This window comes from Corynebacterium sp. CCM 9204, assembly GCF_041357695.1.
Lineage (GTDB): Bacteria > Actinomycetota > Actinomycetes > Mycobacteriales > Mycobacteriaceae > Corynebacterium.
In genome coordinates this window covers 44,381-59,267 of sequence record NZ_JAUERX010000003.1, presented here as the reverse complement: position 1 = coordinate 59,267, position 14,887 = coordinate 44,381, and the positions used below count along the sequence as shown (strand labels likewise).

The window sequence follows — 14,887 nt, the reverse complement described above, 5'->3', positions numbered from 1 at the left end:
GAGAGCATCGTGCACTGGTGGACCAGGCCTGCAAGCCTGGTTCTCCGCCTAGGCGTCCCGAACACGCTGAACAAACCATCTCTGGCCGCAATCGGCCACGCGGCCTGGTCCGGCATTGCTTCACCGTTGCCGCGAGCCTGGTCTGCGAGGAGCCGATGCCCGAGCCCAGGGGTCGCCTTGGTGGGCGGCGAACAACACACTCGTGCACTACGCCCCCACCACCTCACTCGGGGTTACGAAGCCCACCAGCCACCGGTAGTAGGGCTAGCCGGAGAGTTTGAGCACCGAGACCTCCACCGCCACAGGTAACCCTGCAGCAGCCAACTCACTCACTAGCCGGGAATCTATTCCCGGCGGGTTCGCCTGGGGCAGATGCTCCACCGCCAGATGCTCAACCTCGTTGCCCTACTCGAGCAGCCGGATCTGCTTGCGGGCTTCGCGCAGCCCGGCCGCGTCAGCCCTACCCCGTCCGGGCTTCGCGCCCTCGTTGATGTCGGCACGACCTATCTACTTCTGCAGTGTCATCGGATGAACACCGAGACCTCTCGCGATCCGCTTGATCGTCACTCCAGGCTCGCGGCTCCTCGCAACGCCATACCGTCACCACAGAAACTCGCACGGGTAGGGCTTAGGCACAGCAACCTCCTCCCGGGCCCACCCCACGGGCAAACCAGACCAGATGCCAACCACCCCCGCAGCCGTCCCAAGAAGTGCTTCAGCACGATAGGTTGATCCCGCATCAGGCGTGTAAAAGCAATCAGAAAAACCAAGCCAGCTGGTTTTACCTCATCCTGATCGACCGACTGGCGCAGCTCTCGTACGTGTGACAACGAAAAACGATGGGCCATCCAATACTTTATGCCCGTTGAATTCAAGAAGACTTTATCAAATACTATGGAAATTCCATCTGAGTAGGCCTGCGGGTCGTCCTCTCGAGAATCGGTTCATGCTCCAGAATCAGATTCCGACTGTCGGTCTCTTTTTCATTGGCAACCACCACTCTCAGGGCGCCAAGACGAGAATTCGGCTGAGCGAAGAAGGGACCGAAACGCCTGAATAATTTTTGATTGCAAGAGACTTCGCTGCTTTAGCAGACTCAACCGTTCACACGATCGTTGTTTTCCGACACACAACGCTTCGACGGTTTTGATACCTTTAACCACATTTTCAAAACTGATACGCAAGACGCCCACACTGTTTTATATCTCCACGGTCAGAGACTCCACTCTCGTAGAGAGCGAAATAAAGCGCGACACAGACTAAAATGAGAATCCCCACCGCCATGGCCTGCAAAAATATACCAATGAGGGTCATCATAGCTATGCCGCGGATAAATAGTGTGACCCTTCCCTCAATATCTCGGGTTCGCGAGGGGAATGCAGATTACGCATTTCCCGGCACCGCCGTTGCGCGTGACATGACGCTACCTGGTGACGTCTTAGTGATGTCATTCAAAAATGCGGAAGCTACTTTCTGTACCATACGAGAACGAAAATCGAAAATAGTCTGATCTAGGATTATGGTAACCACGTACTATTTAGCGACATCAACGATCACCAAGAGAACAGAGTTAAAAATAGGCAGAACCCGGTAAGTACCTACGTGCATTTCTGACCTTGATGCCATAAGTCGCTCAGTAAGCCACGAAGGCGGACAAGAAAGCGAAGACGAGACGACCGACTGGAAACAAGCAGCTACAAAACGACCCATCTACTCAAAAAAGTCTTATTGTTCATCTCGCGGCATCTGACCTAAAAACAAAGCGCTCATTTTTCACCGAATAACCCCAAGCCATGAGTTATTTTCCGTCAAAATCACACGTGCCAAAGGCAACCGATCGCAGTGGCCCCACACTGCCACTTGCACGGTCCTCTATCGGAGTTAGACCATCGTTCGCACCAACGGCATTAAGGGCATATTCTGTACCGTCGGGTAACTCTGCCCTCAGGATGACAACGTCTCCGTCCGGCTTACACGACACTGAAATATCCGAAATATCGTCAAAAGGCCAAGAGTGGCCGAGATCTTCCTTCGTCACTTTCATCGGGTTTGCAGTTGCTTTGAATAATGGGCCATCAGTCGGAAAATCTTCTTGATGGAATGCGCCACAAGCTGTTACCTGCGACGCCAGCACACCACAGAGGCACGTTCCCAAAAGCACTCTTACAAATTTCATGATATTTCACCTTTCATCTTGAGTAAGTAGACATCATCTAAAGTGGGGGTGGCGTCGACGAAGCCGGGCGCCGGATTGTTACCAACGACACGATAACGGGTCCCATCTATTCCCGGTTCCTCAGCAACGATCTCATATTCGCTACCAAGAGCTCGGGATGACGATAGAGGGGGCGTGATCCAGACGTGCCCTGTAGCCTTCCTCACTACGTCTGAAAGAATTCCACTATCAATGATAGTTCCCGATTGCATAAACATTACGTGATCACAGGTACTAGATACGTCATCGAGGATATGCGTTGATAGCAGGACAGTGCGGTTAGCAGCAAACCGTGCCAAAAGCCTCCGGAACCGCAATCGTTCTTCGGGGTCCAGTCCGGCGGTAGGCTCATCCACAACGAGTACACTTGGATCGCCTATGAGAGCTTGCGCAATACCAAGCCTTCGGGTCATCCCTCCAGACAGCGACCCTGCCCTCTGGTTTCTTGAATCTAGTAGTGAAACTTCCTCCAGAAGGGATTCAAGATAAGATTCGGACTTCCCGAGATCGTTTCGGTTTTTGATGTGACACATATATCGCAGTGATTCGATCACGGTTAGGTGTTTGCTGAATCCTATATTTTGTGGAAGATAACCTAGCACTGATTTGAAACGAGCACTGCCTTTCTTATCGTCAATTCGATCATCACCGTACGTGAGATAACCAGAGCTGGGCATGTAGATTCCACACAGTAAACGCATAAGGGTAGTTTTCCCTGCCCCGTTAGGTCCCAAAAGACCAACGATTCCATGAGGAATCACTGCGCTGATGTTATGGATAACTTCGCCCCGATCCGGGAAACTTTTAGAAACTTCGTGAAGGGCAATCATCCGATCAGAAACTTTGCTATTACTCATTTAAGAACCTTCCCCTTGATCAGCGTTGACGCCGCTCCAAACAGCAAGATATGGACGAATAACGTCATTATTACTACCGCGAGTAAAACTAACGAGGAACCACCCATATATGAGCCTTCGAATATCGGAGTGACAGCAAAGAGGCGAGTGCAGTACTGGTCACCCAAGAGGCTGAAAACGCTACCATTTAGAGTTGGTATGCCAAATGAATTTGGTACAAAAATCAAATATCCCCAAAAAGCTATACCGGCTATGAGACCGAGGGATTTCGGCAATAGAGAACTAATGAAGAAAGCCATCAGCACAGCCGAATTGAGGCCGAAAAGCCCAATCAAAACAATTGCACCTGCAGTGATCGCCACATCTGCCGTGCCGGAAATCAGTTGCCCCCCTGTAAGCAGGGCACAAAATACCACAGGCCAAAAAATGACATTAATCATGACCGCAAGGAAACGCGCACCAAGAGTTATGAAATATGGAGTAGGTGCCGCGAGTTCAATTTCAGTCGAATCGAAGCTTCCCGCAGTTTTTGCCAATAAAGCACCATTGACGATTCCCAAGAATCCACCCAACATAACAAATGTCTGTAGGTATCGTACAGCGAATCGCGGGTCCGTTAATGGGTAAGAACGTGGCGAGGTCAATGCGATTGCCACCGCAATAAGCGCAACTGCGAAAAAACATATACTAAGGACTCTTTGCCGGTTCAACTTCCGGAGCTCAAGTAGAAGCAAGAACCTTAGACTTGATATAATTCGCATTTATTCCTCCATTCCGACTAAAAGTTTTCCGTCTTCGAGACGTCGGAATGCTATGAAAGCAAGGAAAAACAGCAATACGAGTGGGGTGATACGAGCAATCAGAAACGATAAGATATAGGGGTCAACAACGAATGTTAACCCTATCCAGGAAATGACAACTGCAAGAAGGGCTACCTTTGGCGGCTGAGCTAGGAGAATCGCGAGAAGCCCACAAAGAGCCACGATGACTACGCCTAAGACGTAAGAAACAAGGGTGCTAATACCATCATTACGGGGCCAACCCTTGAATAGCGATAGCACGGAATACATCAAGATAATCATGATGATTCCGACTGTCAGGAGAGACGCAAAGCGCCTGGTTAATTCCCCCTTCAACCCTCTCACACTAGTCGCTATAATTTCCGCAGACTCTATCCTGCTAGCTCCACCGACAGTAAGTATGCCTATGATAAGTGGAAGGAAGGATACGAGCGCGAGAGTCACCATAAAGGCGATGGATCGAGACCCTGCGGAATAAAACGTAGTCGTGATGATAGAGCAAAGCAGCACAACAGCAACTTCTAGAGCGATAGCTGTTCGTACTGGCTTTAAGTCTAGAAAGAATGCATGCAATGGAATCACCTTCGCTCTCTAACACAACGCGCGCGATAAAATAGCGTAGAAAACAAAAGCGCCACAAGGGGTGGAGCCGCCTGCGAGAATCGAACTCGCGACCTTTTCATTACGAGTGAAATGCTCTACCGACTGAGCTAAGGCGGCATGGTACTGGTACCGATCACTTACTTTAGCGCATGAACGGTGCTGACACGAAAGCCCAGTGCAAGGCCTCTTTTCAGGACACTCCGCATGCTTTGCGGAGCCGTCCGACGAGCGCGTCCATGGCCACGACGGGCCGTACACTCTGTCCGAGGGATTCCCGGCAGAGGGTAATTGCGTCGAGGCACGCCACCAGAGCTTCAGCGGTGTTGCGTTCCGCGAGTTTGTCGACGATTTCCGCCATGTCCGGATGAATGCGTTGCACCTCCTGCGCCCCGGATGAGGTGAGCAGGGCGTCCCTGTAGAGTCCCGCGAGATCCACTAGGGAGAGGTCGAGGGCGTCCCGCAGGTAGCGGGTGCGGCGCCGTTTCTGTTTCTCCTCCAGGTCTTTGATCTCCGTGCGGGTGCCGCGCAGGGCTTTCACCGTTCCCTTGCCCTTCGCCCCCATTCCGAGCGCGACGGCCAGTTTCTCGGTCTCCCTCTCGTCGAGGGCATCGAGGGTTTCCCCGGCTTCCGTCTCGATGGTGCGGATGAGGTTGGTCACCTCCCGGAATGCGAGGTCACCCTCGTACACCAGTCTGGCGAGCCCCAGCACTTGTGCACGTCGTTGCTGCGCCGCAGTGCTGCGCACAAGATTCCTCGCACGCCCGATGTGCCCGGCCGATGCTGCGGCGGCGAGGTTCGCGTCCCCTTCCGCGACTCCGAGTTCACGGACGAGAATGCGGGCGACGTCGGGGATCGCTGGTGTCGGGATGTAGACGTGTCGGCACCGCGAGCGCAGCGTGATGGCGATGTCCCGGGGGTCCGTCGACGGGGCGCATAGGATGATCACCGTCCGTTCCGGGGGCTCCTCCACCGTTTTCAGTAGTGCGTTGGCCGCCGCGTCACTCAACCGGTCAGCATCCTCGATGACCACGACCCTCCAGTCGGCGGTGGTGGGGCGTTTGGAGGCGTCCCGGATCACGTCGCGCATCCGACTGACACTGATGCTCAGCTCGTGTGGCACCACGTGGATGACGTCGGCGTGTGTCCCGGCGAGCGCCGTTCGGCAGGCGGTGCATCTCCCGCATCCCGTACTATTCGAATCTCCGCACACGAGGGCTGCCGCGAAGGCGAGGGCGGCCACCGAACGACCGGAGCCTGGAGGCCCGGTGAACAACCATGAGTGGGTCATGCCCGCTTCCGTGGCTCCGGTCGATTCTGTGTCGTCCCTGCCTCTCCGCGCTGCGCGGGTGCGTGCCGACGCCGCTGCGGACGTTAGCGTGCGGCGGACGGCCGGGGAACCCGCGACCCGATCAAAGACATCGTTTCCGTCCCGGTCCGGTCCGGTCACCGGGACGTCGGCAGGGTTCTGGGGGGCCTTCGGCGTGCTCACTCCCCCAGCTTATAAGCAACGCCACGCACGTGTCCGGCGGGCCGGATAAGGTGAAGGTCATGAGTCGTGTCGCACAAATCATCAGGTGGCTGTGGGGTACCTCGTGGCCACTGTATGCCGCGACGGTGCTCGGCTCGAATGTACTCGGCGCCGTGGGTGTCATGCTATTTCTGAAGTTCCTCGTTCCGCTGCCCGCCACATCCGAGGTGACGCACCGCGCGGAGTATCTCCCGGTACTCGCTGTCGGGTACCTCTTGTTCGCCATCGTCGTGGGCGTCATCGCGACGGCAGCGCTGTTCCTTCCGGTACTCCGCTGGCAGCGGCACCCGGAGGCGCATGACCCGAATATGGTGCGCAATCTGGTCATGCGAATACCGGTGTACCAGTCCGCGCTCGCGGGGGCCGTGTGGATGATCGGTATCGGCATCATCACCACCGTCGCGGGGGTGGAGGAGTCTCCCAGACACGCTCTGGTCGTGGGGCTGACGAGTTTCCTCGGAGGATCAGTCATCGTCCTGCTGACCTATCTTGAAGCGGCGCGGCTCGTCCGCCCGGTCGCGGTGATTGCTCTCGCCCGCCGTTTCGAGGACTCCACTCTGGAACCTCCGGTACAGCGACGTCTCCAGCTCACCTGGTTATCCACGACCGGCATCCCGGCCATCGGCATTCTTCTGCTCATCGCTGGACAGAAGAGCGGTTATTTCACGGCGGATCCCGAAGACATTCTGCCCGCCGTGATCGCGCTCGCGCTCGCGGCCCTCGTGACGGGATTCGCGGCTACAGCGCTCGTGATCATGAGCGTCGTTGACCCTATCCGTGAACTACAGGACGCGATCAACAAGGTTCGACGAGGGGAGACCTCCACCCAGGTAGACATTTACGACGGTTCCGAAATCGGGGTGCTCCAGGCCGGGTTCAACGAGATGATGCGCGGTCTCCGGGAGCGTCAACGTGTCCGTGAGCTCTTCGGCCGTTACGTCGGTACGGAGGTCGCGCACAGGGCTATGGAGGAACGCCCAACCCTCGGGGGCGAGGATCGAAAGGTGGCGGTTCTGTTCGTCGATGTCATCGGCTCAACGGGATTCGCGGTGAATCACACCCCTGAGGAGGTCGTGGCGGCACTCAACCAGTTCTTCGAGCACGTCGTGGATGTGGTGCACCGGCACAAGGGCATCATCAACAAGTTCCAGGGGGACGCAGCTCTCGCTGTCTTCGGTGCGCCGCTTCAACTCGCCGACGCCACCGGGCATGCTCTCGCAGCCGCCCGTGAGCTACGTCAGGAGCTCAAAGGCATGGAGTTATCCTGCGGCATCGGTGTCTCTGCAGGACACGTCGTTGCCGGGCACATCGGTGGGCATGACCGTTTCGAGTACACCGTCATCGGGGACGCCGTGAATCAGGCCGCGAGGCTGACTGAACTGGCCAAGAACACCCCTGGGCAGGTGCTCACCTCCGCCGCCACCCTGCGTGACGCGAACGAGGCCGAGCGCGCCCGGTGGACGCTGCTGAAGTCCGTGGAACTGCGGGGGCGCCATGAGTTGACCCAACTGGCACGCCCTATCCGCGCGACACTCGCCGAGCGGGCATAGCTCCGTGTCCGTCAGGGCCACCGGGATCTGAATCCCGGGTCCTCCCGCGACAGCCGGGCACGGATGCCCTCCGGCATCACCGAACATGACGTCGGGGAGGGCCTGGAATCCGAGTGATCACCGGCCGAGTCGTGGATTCCGATGCTCTCCATGACGTTTTCCCACCCTCCCCATGCTCGGAGGCGCTGCGGGATGTCAACGTTCAATGCACCGTTGATGTGGTAAGCGGCGCTGGGATATTCGGCGGTGGCGGGGTGTGACACCCCGCCACCCTGCAGCCGGACGACGTCCTTGGGGTTCGGTAGCATTCCGGCGAGCTGGGCGGCTTCGGATTCAGAGACAAACCACGGTGGAGTGTCGAAGTAGTACCAGGACGCTGCGCATACCCCGTAGATACCGTCCCCGAATTCCGCATAGTTCGCGTACAGCTCGATAATCCTGGAATCGGGCAGGGAGAAGGCGAGAAACGACGCCGGGTACACCTCCACCGCCTTGCGCACTGCACTGGGTTCCGGGGAAAAGAACAGGTTTTTGGCCAATTGCTGGGGAATTGTCGAATAGGTCTCTTGTTTGGTTCCTGTCACATATGCCCGAGCCCGCCCCAGAAAATCTCCCCAGTCAAAAGCCTGAACCCGGGGACCGAGCTGATCATCCTCATGCAGGATCATGGCGGCCAGCACATTCCGACTGATGTGGTCGACCGGAACGTACTCGTATACGTAGGGTCCCTCATGGTTCCTCATGAATGCCGTCGACGGCGGCGTCCAGAAGCGGAGTGACCCGAATCCGATGGTCGAGATGAGACAGAAGAAGAGCAGCGCGGTGGCGGTCTTGAAGAGAAAACCGCGTTGCCGACGTTTCGGCGGCGTCGGGCTAAGAAAGTCGCAGGATTGTTCCCCATCCGGGGCCGGTTGAATTGTACGGCAGTGCGGGCACACCACGGGACCCGACGAATACGCCGGTATCCACCTGCTACACGTTGAGCAGAACATGCCGCGAACATCCTCCCTGCGGCTCCGGGATTGTCCCGCAGCGGTCGACCTCGAATCCGCACTGTACATGGACCATCATCAGGGCCGGGACCGCTGGCCCATGCGGATTACCGCCCGGACCCGCCGCAGTCCGATTCAGAGCTATTTCTTCTTCGTTCCCGCTTTGACCACACGCTTCGTGGTCTTCTTCACCGTTTTTTTCGCGGCTTTCTTGGTCGCTTTCTTCCGAGTCTTCTTCGCCGGGGATGGGTTCGCGGCTTCCTTGGCGCGCCGCTCGGAGAGCAGTTCACACGCCCGAACGTCAGTCATCGTCTCGGGGGTGTCTCCCTTCCGCAGCGACGCATTGGTTTCGCCGTCGGTGACATAAGGGCCGAAGCGGCCATCCTTGACCACCATCGGCTTACCCGACACATCATTGTCACCCAGTGTCTTCAATGGCGGAGCCGCCTGCGCACGACCACGACGTTTCGGTTCTGCGTAGATGCGGCGCGCCTCGTCGAGAGTGACAGTGAAGATCTGCTCTTCGTCCGCGAGCGACCGGGAATCGTTGCCCTTCTTCAGGTAGGGACCGTAACGACCGTTCTGGGCCGTGATCAGTTCACCGTCCGTTGGGTCGGTTCCGACCTCACGCGGCAGAGACAACAGCCGCAGCGCATCCTCCAGCGTCACCGTCGCCGGCTCCATGGAAGAAAAGAGTGATGCGGTTCCCGGTTTGAGGGTCTCCTCGATGATCTGGTTGACCCGCTTCTCCTTCTGGTTCGCGGCGGTTTTGGTCTCCCAATTCTTCGCCCGCTTCCCCTCGGCGGCACGCTGCGCGTCCTCGGCAGCACGCTCCTCGGCGACAACCTTCTCTGCAATCCCCAGAGCACCCTCACGTTCCGCATCCGTGACCAGTTCGGTCACGTACGGGCCGTAACGCCCCTCCTTGGCCACGATGATCCGCCCATTGGCAGGATTGACTCCCAGTTCCCGCCCACCCTGCGGCGTAGCGAAAAGCTTCTCTGCCGCTGCAAGGTTCAGTTCGTCCGGAGTCATCGAATCCGGCAAATTCGCCCGCTGATGTTCCGGGGAACCGTCCTCTGCGGTACCTACCTGCCGCTCAAGGTACGGGCCGTAGCGTCCGACCCGGACGAAGATACCCCGGCCTTCCTCGTCATCGAACAGATGCAGGGAGTTCACGCTGCGGGCATCGATGTGTTCGAGGTTGTCACCGACGAGCGCTTTCAGACCACCGAGCCGGGCCACCGTCTCCGCCATCGCGTCGGATGCCTCCACGTTGCCGAAGTAGAACCCGTTGAGCCAGTGCGTACGGTTCTCCGTCCCCGCCGCTATCTCATCAAGCTCATCCTCCATCGAGGACGTGAAATCGTAGTCCACCAGCGATGAGAACGACGCCTCCAACAGCCCGACGACCGCGAAAGCGACCCAACTGGGTACCAGCGCACTACCTCGCGGATAGACGTACCCGCGATCCTGGATCGTCTTGATGATCGACGCATACGTCGACGGACGCCCGATACCCAGATCCTCCATCTTCTTCACCAACGACGCCTCTGTGTACCTGGCGGGTGGATTGGTGGTGTGGCCTTCTGCCGTGACGTCGGAGATCGTCAGGGCATCACCCTCGTTGAGGCGCGGAAGCTGCTTCTCCGCGTTGTCCGCCACATCGCGGCCATCCGCTTGTCGGGACACCTCGACATATGCTTTGAGGAAACCAGGGAACGTGATTGTGCGCCCCGTCGCAGCGAACTCACAGGCCGACCCGTCATCAGCGTTACCCGCGATGGTCACCTTCATGGAGGTGCCCCTGGCATCGGCCATTTGGGACGCCACGGTGCGCTGCCAGATCAGTTCGTAGAGCTTGAACTCCTCGGCATCGAGCTGACTGTGCAGCTCACCCGGGGTGGCGAAGGTCTCTCCTGCCGGACGGATCGCCTCGTGCGCCTCCTGGGAGTTCTTCGCCTTACGGGTGTACTGGCGGGGAGCATCAGAGACATAGTCCCGTCCGTAGAGTTCGACAGCCTGGGTCCGGGCCGCTTCAATGCCCGACGCGGACAGCGTCGTGGAGTCGGTGCGCATGTACGTGATGTGGCCGTTCTCGTACAGCCGCTGTGCGATACGCATCGTGCGGTCCGAGGTGTAGTGGAGTTTCCGGCCGGCCTCCTGCTGCAATGTCGACGTCATGAACGGCGGGTACGGGCGGCGGGTGTACGGCTTCTCCTCGACACCCACAACAGCCATCGTCGACTGTGCGAGGCCATCCGCGAGCTGACGTGCCCGCTGTTCGTCGATGACGACGACAGAATCGGTCTTGAGAACACCTCGGTCGTTGAAGTCCCGACCCGCTGCGACACGTGCCCCATCGACAGCCGTCAGGCGTGCAGAGAAGACTCGCGGGTTGGTCGCGTCCGCGGACGGGTTACCGGTGTCGAACTCAGCCGCAATATCCCAGTAGTGCGCCGAAATGAACGCCATCCGTTCACGTTCCCGCTCGACGATCACCCGGGTTGCCACGGACTGGACACGACCGGCCGACAAGCGAGGCATGACCTTCTTCCACAGCACCGGGGAGATCTCGTAACCGTAGAGCCTGTCCAGGATGCGGCGGGCCTCCTGGGCGTCGACGAGATTGGCGTCCAGTTCGCGGGTATTTTCCGCAGCCGCAAGGATCGCGGGTTTGGTGATCTCGTTGAACACCATACGCCGGACCGGAACCTTCGGCTTCAGCACCTCGAGCAGATGCCAGGCGATGGCTTCGCCCTCACGGTCAGGGTCGGTGGCGAGGTAAAGCTCATCGACATCCTTGAGTTTGGCCTTGAGGTCCGAGACCTTCTTCTTCTTGTCCGCGCTGACCACGTACAGCGGAGCAAAGCCATGCTCGACATCCACCCCGAGACGTGCCCAAGGTTCCTTCTTATACTTCGCCGGTACATCAGCGGCACCGCGCGGCAGGTCACGGATGTGCCCGACGGATGCCTCGACGATATAGTCGCTTCCCAGATAGGGGGCGATCTTCTTCGCCTTCGTCTGCGACTCGACAATGACCAGTCGTTTCGTGCCTGACCGCTTAGCTGCTGCCACTTGGGTTACGTACCTCTCGAACAGTGGGTGTTCTTCATCTTCGACTACCGTACACAGTTGTATATGTCTCCACTGCACGGCATCACCGGGGATACTCCTCGTTCAGATGCACCTGCGGTACACCGTTCACGCCGGACAAACCCACTTTCCCGCCATACAGTTAGCACCTGGGAATTACCCCCACCCGGGTCTAGCCGCCTAAGTTTCTTTACCTTCCAAATGCACCATCACGAACCACAGTGACAGGTGGCACCCCTCACGCTGGGTATACGGATACACTCGCCACACTTCAGGAAGCCGCTAAAAATCCGCCCAGAGATGCAGAAAACCCGGCTTCCACCGCATCACTGCGGGAAATCCGGGTTTTCAAGTCAGGTGGTGAGACCTTAGAGGGCGTGAACCTGCTGGGCCTGCGGGCCCTTAGCGCCTTCACCGATCTCGAACTCGACCTGCTGGTCCTCCTCGAGGGTACGGAAACCGTTGCCCTGAATCTCGGAGTAGTGAACGAAGACATCATCGGATCCATCGGCCGGGGCAATGAAACCAAAGCCCTTTTCAGCGTTGAACCACTTCACAGTTCCCTGTGCCATACTTTTAACCTTTTTCTTAACTTTAGGATGCGGTTGAACTTCACCTGACGAAGAACACCGGGCCGTCACGGATACCTCCTGACAGGCTTCAAACAGAATCCTAAGAAACTGTTGGATGAAACCTGGGTTCCGTGACACTATCCTCTGCGTGTACCGAAGTACCCCGCATGAAAATCTGCGACCGAGTACCAGTGTGTCATGTTTGCGCGCTGAGCGATAGTCTGAATCGGAAATTAGTTTATTCTCGCAGGTCAAAAGGATTAATAAAGGGAGTGCGATGGCGGCCATCAGGTCATTAGGCGATGAAATAGGAGCAATTCTTGCTACCCGGCTCCCCGAATCGCACTGCACCTTCTCCATCACCACCCCACCACGACCCGCGCGACACGGCCATTGGCCGGAATGGGTTCACCCACCACTGCAGAGGCACCTGTCCGAGGAAGAAGACATCCAGCGCCTGTTCATCCACCAGGAGCAGTGCGCACGGCTGGCCTGGGAAGGCCGCCACGTCGTGGTCTCCACAGGCACCTCATCGGGCAAGTCCCTCGGTTATCTCCTACCGATCCTGTCCACGCTCGCCACCGACACCGTCGCATGTGCGCTCTATCTCACACCAACGAAAGCACTGGGGAGCGACCAGCTCGCCACCGCCAGCCGACTATCCCGGAACGTCGACGGACTCGGCGGCATCCATCCCGCGCCCTACGACGGCGACACCCCACACGAGGTCCGCCACCACATCCGGGACACCAGCCGCATGATCTTTACCAACCCGGACATGTGCCACACATCAATCCTGGCCAACCATGCCCGATGGGCCCGGGTTCTGCGACACCTGGCCTTCGTGGTCATCGACGAATGTCACACCTACCGGGGCATCTTCGGGGCAAATGTCGCCCTAGTCCTCCGCAGACTACGCAGGATCTGCTCCCGCTACGGCAGTTCCCCGGTGTTCATCCTCACATCGGCGACCATCGCGGACCCAGGTGGCCACGCGAGCAGACTGGTGGGCCTCCCCATGGAAACCGTGACCGATGACGGGGCACCCACGGGATCGAGGACGGTGCTGCTCTGGGAACCCGGATTCATCGCTCCTCCGGATGATACGCCCACGCCCCCATCACGACGGGCCGCGTCAGCAGAGGCCGCACTGATCATGGCGAGTTCGGTATCAGAGGGGGCACGGACCCTGACCTTCGTGCATTCCCGTCGTGGTGCGGAGGCAGTTGCCCTACGCTGTGCCGACGAACTCTCCAAAATGGGGCGTCGGGATCTGGCCGAGCGAATTGCGGCGTACCGGGCGGGATATCTCGCCGCAGACCGGCGACGACTGGAGCGGCAGTTGGACGATGGCACACTCCTGGGGGTCGCCTCCACAAATGCACTGGAACTCGGTATCGACGTCGGCGGTCTCGATGCCGTCATCACCGCAGGATTCCCCGGGACAGTCGCATCATTCCGGCAGCAGGCCGGTCGTGCCGGTAGACGCGGTCAGGAGTCCATCGTGGTATTCATCGCCAGGGATGATCCGATGGACACGTATCTGGTGCATCACCCCGAAGCTCTGCTGGGATCCCCCATCGAGCAGAGCGTCTTCGACCCGTCGAACCCCTATGTCCTACGAGGTCACCTCTACTGCGCGGCCGTGGAGTTTCCGTTGACGGAAGCGGACCTCAAGCTTTTCGAGCCACACTCCGGAGGCTCCCCGAGCTCCATACGCGACACCATCGACACGTTGACAACGGAGGGGTTTCTGCGGAAACGCCCCCGAGGATGGTTTGCGGTAGACCGCTTGACCGATGACGAAATAGGAGTACCGCAACCACACACCGCTCACGCATCAGTATCCCTTCGGGGTGGTGCAAATGGGGAGATCACCATCGTGGATTCAGAGGACGGTCGACTACTCGGGACAGTCGACGCGACACGGGCGGTGTCCCAGGTACATCCCGGCGCGGTCTATCTCCACCAGGGCGAATCCTTCGTCGTGGACGACCTGCTGCTAGATGATCACCTCGCCCTCGCCCACACGGAGATACCCGATTACACGACCTTCGCACGGAGCACCACCGATATCCGCATCACCGGGGATCCCACCGAAGGGGAACTGCACAATCCTTTCCCGGGGTTGTGGGTCGCGAACGTCGATGTGGAGGTGACGGAGCAGGTGACCGGGTATGTCATGCGGTTGATGGACGGAACAGTGCTCGATCAGGTTCCCCTCGATTATCCGGCGCAGCAATTGAAAACACGAGCGGTCGCCTACACCATCGATCCGGCGACACTGGCTGCGATGGGTCTTACCCCGGCTGATCTCCCGGGTACCCTGCACGCCGCAGAACACGCCGCGATCGGCATGCTGCCGCTGATCGCGACATGTGACCGGTGGGACATCGGGGGTGTCTCCACGGCGCTGCACCCGGATACCGGTCTCCCCACCGTCTTTGTCTATGACGGGCATCCCGGTGGCGCAGGGTTCGCGGACTGTGGCTTCACCCGTTTCCGGGAGTGGATCACAGCCACCTTCGAGGCGGTCCGTGCCTGTCCGTGCGAGGACGGATGTCCTTCGTGTGTGCAGTCCCCGAAATGCGGGAACGGTAACTCACCACTGGATAAACAGGGCGCACTGAAGCTACTCGGGGCGATGGTGACGATGCTCTCCGGGCACTGA

General features: G+C 58.5%; 9 protein-coding genes and 1 tRNA gene. 2 read left to right on the top strand and 8 right to left on the bottom strand.

The window, feature by feature from the left end; all coding sequences use genetic code 11:
• Window positions 1–1,798: 1,798 nt before the first annotated feature.
• From QWU43_RS06705 to QWU43_RS06685, 5 genes are all read right to left on the bottom strand, one after another.
• A complete protein-coding gene (locus tag QWU43_RS06705; RefSeq protein ID WP_370917450.1) occupies window positions 1,799–2,176 on the bottom strand; it encodes a hypothetical protein in 378 nt (125 codons plus the stop codon).
• Window positions 2,173–3,072: an ATP-binding cassette domain-containing protein gene (locus QWU43_RS06700; RefSeq protein ID WP_370917449.1), complete on the bottom strand. Its 900-nt coding sequence runs from the start codon at window positions 3,070–3,072 to the stop codon at window positions 2,173–2,175. The genes QWU43_RS06705 and QWU43_RS06700 overlap by 4 nt, the downstream gene beginning before the upstream one ends.
• Window positions 3,069–3,647 carry a hypothetical protein gene (locus QWU43_RS06695; RefSeq protein ID WP_370917448.1) on the bottom strand — a complete coding sequence of 193 codons (579 nt, stop codon included), beginning with the start codon at window positions 3,645–3,647 and terminating at the stop codon, window positions 3,069–3,071. Before QWU43_RS06695 ends, QWU43_RS06700 begins: the two co-directional genes overlap by 4 nt.
• Before the next feature lie 869 nt (window positions 3,648–4,516).
• Window positions 4,517–4,592 (bottom strand) — tRNA-Thr (locus QWU43_RS06690).
• A gap of 73 nt (window positions 4,593–4,665) precedes the next feature.
• Window positions 4,666–5,922 carry a DNA polymerase III subunit delta' gene (locus tag QWU43_RS06685; protein WP_370917626.1) on the bottom strand — a complete coding sequence of 419 codons (1,257 nt, stop codon included), beginning with the start codon at window positions 5,920–5,922 and terminating at the stop codon, window positions 4,666–4,668.
• Between the two features lie 101 nt (window positions 5,923–6,023).
• Between QWU43_RS06685 and QWU43_RS06680 the strand changes: the two genes are divergently transcribed.
• Window positions 6,024–7,553, top strand: coding sequence for an adenylate/guanylate cyclase domain-containing protein (locus QWU43_RS06680; RefSeq protein WP_370914656.1), 1,530 nt, complete (start codon window positions 6,024–6,026; stop codon window positions 7,551–7,553).
• Window positions 7,554–7,564: 11 nt separating this feature from the next.
• Here QWU43_RS06680 and QWU43_RS06675 read toward each other — a convergent pair whose 3' ends face one another.
• The 3 genes from QWU43_RS06675 to QWU43_RS06665 all read right to left on the bottom strand — a co-directional run bounded on the left by QWU43_RS06675 (window position 7,565) and on the right by QWU43_RS06665 (window position 12,216).
• The gene (locus QWU43_RS06675; RefSeq protein WP_370917447.1) at window positions 7,565–8,545 is read right to left on the bottom strand and encodes a transglycosylase domain-containing protein; all 981 of its coding nucleotides are present in this window, start codon (window positions 8,543–8,545) and stop codon (window positions 7,565–7,567) included.
• A gap of 141 nt (window positions 8,546–8,686) precedes the next feature.
• Window positions 8,687–11,626: a type I DNA topoisomerase gene (topA, locus tag QWU43_RS06670; RefSeq protein WP_370917446.1), complete on the bottom strand. Its 2,940-nt coding sequence runs from the start codon at window positions 11,624–11,626 to the stop codon at window positions 8,687–8,689.
• A 386-nt stretch (window positions 11,627–12,012) separates the two neighbouring features.
• The gene (locus tag QWU43_RS06665) at window positions 12,013–12,216 is read right to left on the bottom strand and encodes a cold-shock protein (protein ID WP_370917445.1); all 204 of its coding nucleotides are present in this window, start codon (window positions 12,214–12,216) and stop codon (window positions 12,013–12,015) included.
• A gap of 277 nt (window positions 12,217–12,493) precedes the next feature.
• Here QWU43_RS06665 and QWU43_RS06660 point away from each other — a divergent pair, with 277 nt between their 5' ends.
• Window positions 12,494–14,887 carry a DEAD/DEAH box helicase gene (locus QWU43_RS06660; protein ID WP_370917444.1) on the top strand — a complete coding sequence of 798 codons (2,394 nt, stop codon included), beginning with the start codon at window positions 12,494–12,496 and terminating at the stop codon, window positions 14,885–14,887.

What these genes read in the sequence shown, in the direction of transcription:
- QWU43_RS06680 (WP_370914656.1), top strand. Translation starts at nt 6,024, where the DNA reads ATGAGTCGTGTCGCACAAATCATCAGGTGGCTGTGGGGTACCTCGTGG.
- QWU43_RS06705 (WP_370917450.1), bottom strand. Translation starts at nt 2,176, where the DNA reads ATGAAATTTGTAAGAGTGCTTTTGGGAACGTGCCTCTGTGGTGTGCTG.
- QWU43_RS06700 (WP_370917449.1), bottom strand. Translation starts at nt 3,072, where the DNA reads ATGAGTAATAGCAAAGTTTCTGATCGGATGATTGCCCTTCACGAAGTT.
- QWU43_RS06660 (WP_370917444.1), top strand. Translation starts at nt 12,494, where the DNA reads ATGGCGGCCATCAGGTCATTAGGCGATGAAATAGGAGCAATTCTTGCT.
- QWU43_RS06675 (WP_370917447.1), bottom strand. Translation starts at nt 8,545, where the DNA reads ATGTTCTGCTCAACGTGTAGCAGGTGGATACCGGCGTATTCGTCGGGT.
- QWU43_RS06695 (WP_370917448.1), bottom strand. Translation starts at nt 3,647, where the DNA reads ATGTTGGGTGGATTCTTGGGAATCGTCAATGGTGCTTTATTGGCAAAA.
- QWU43_RS06665 (WP_370917445.1), bottom strand. Translation starts at nt 12,216, where the DNA reads ATGGCACAGGGAACTGTGAAGTGGTTCAACGCTGAAAAGGGCTTTGGT.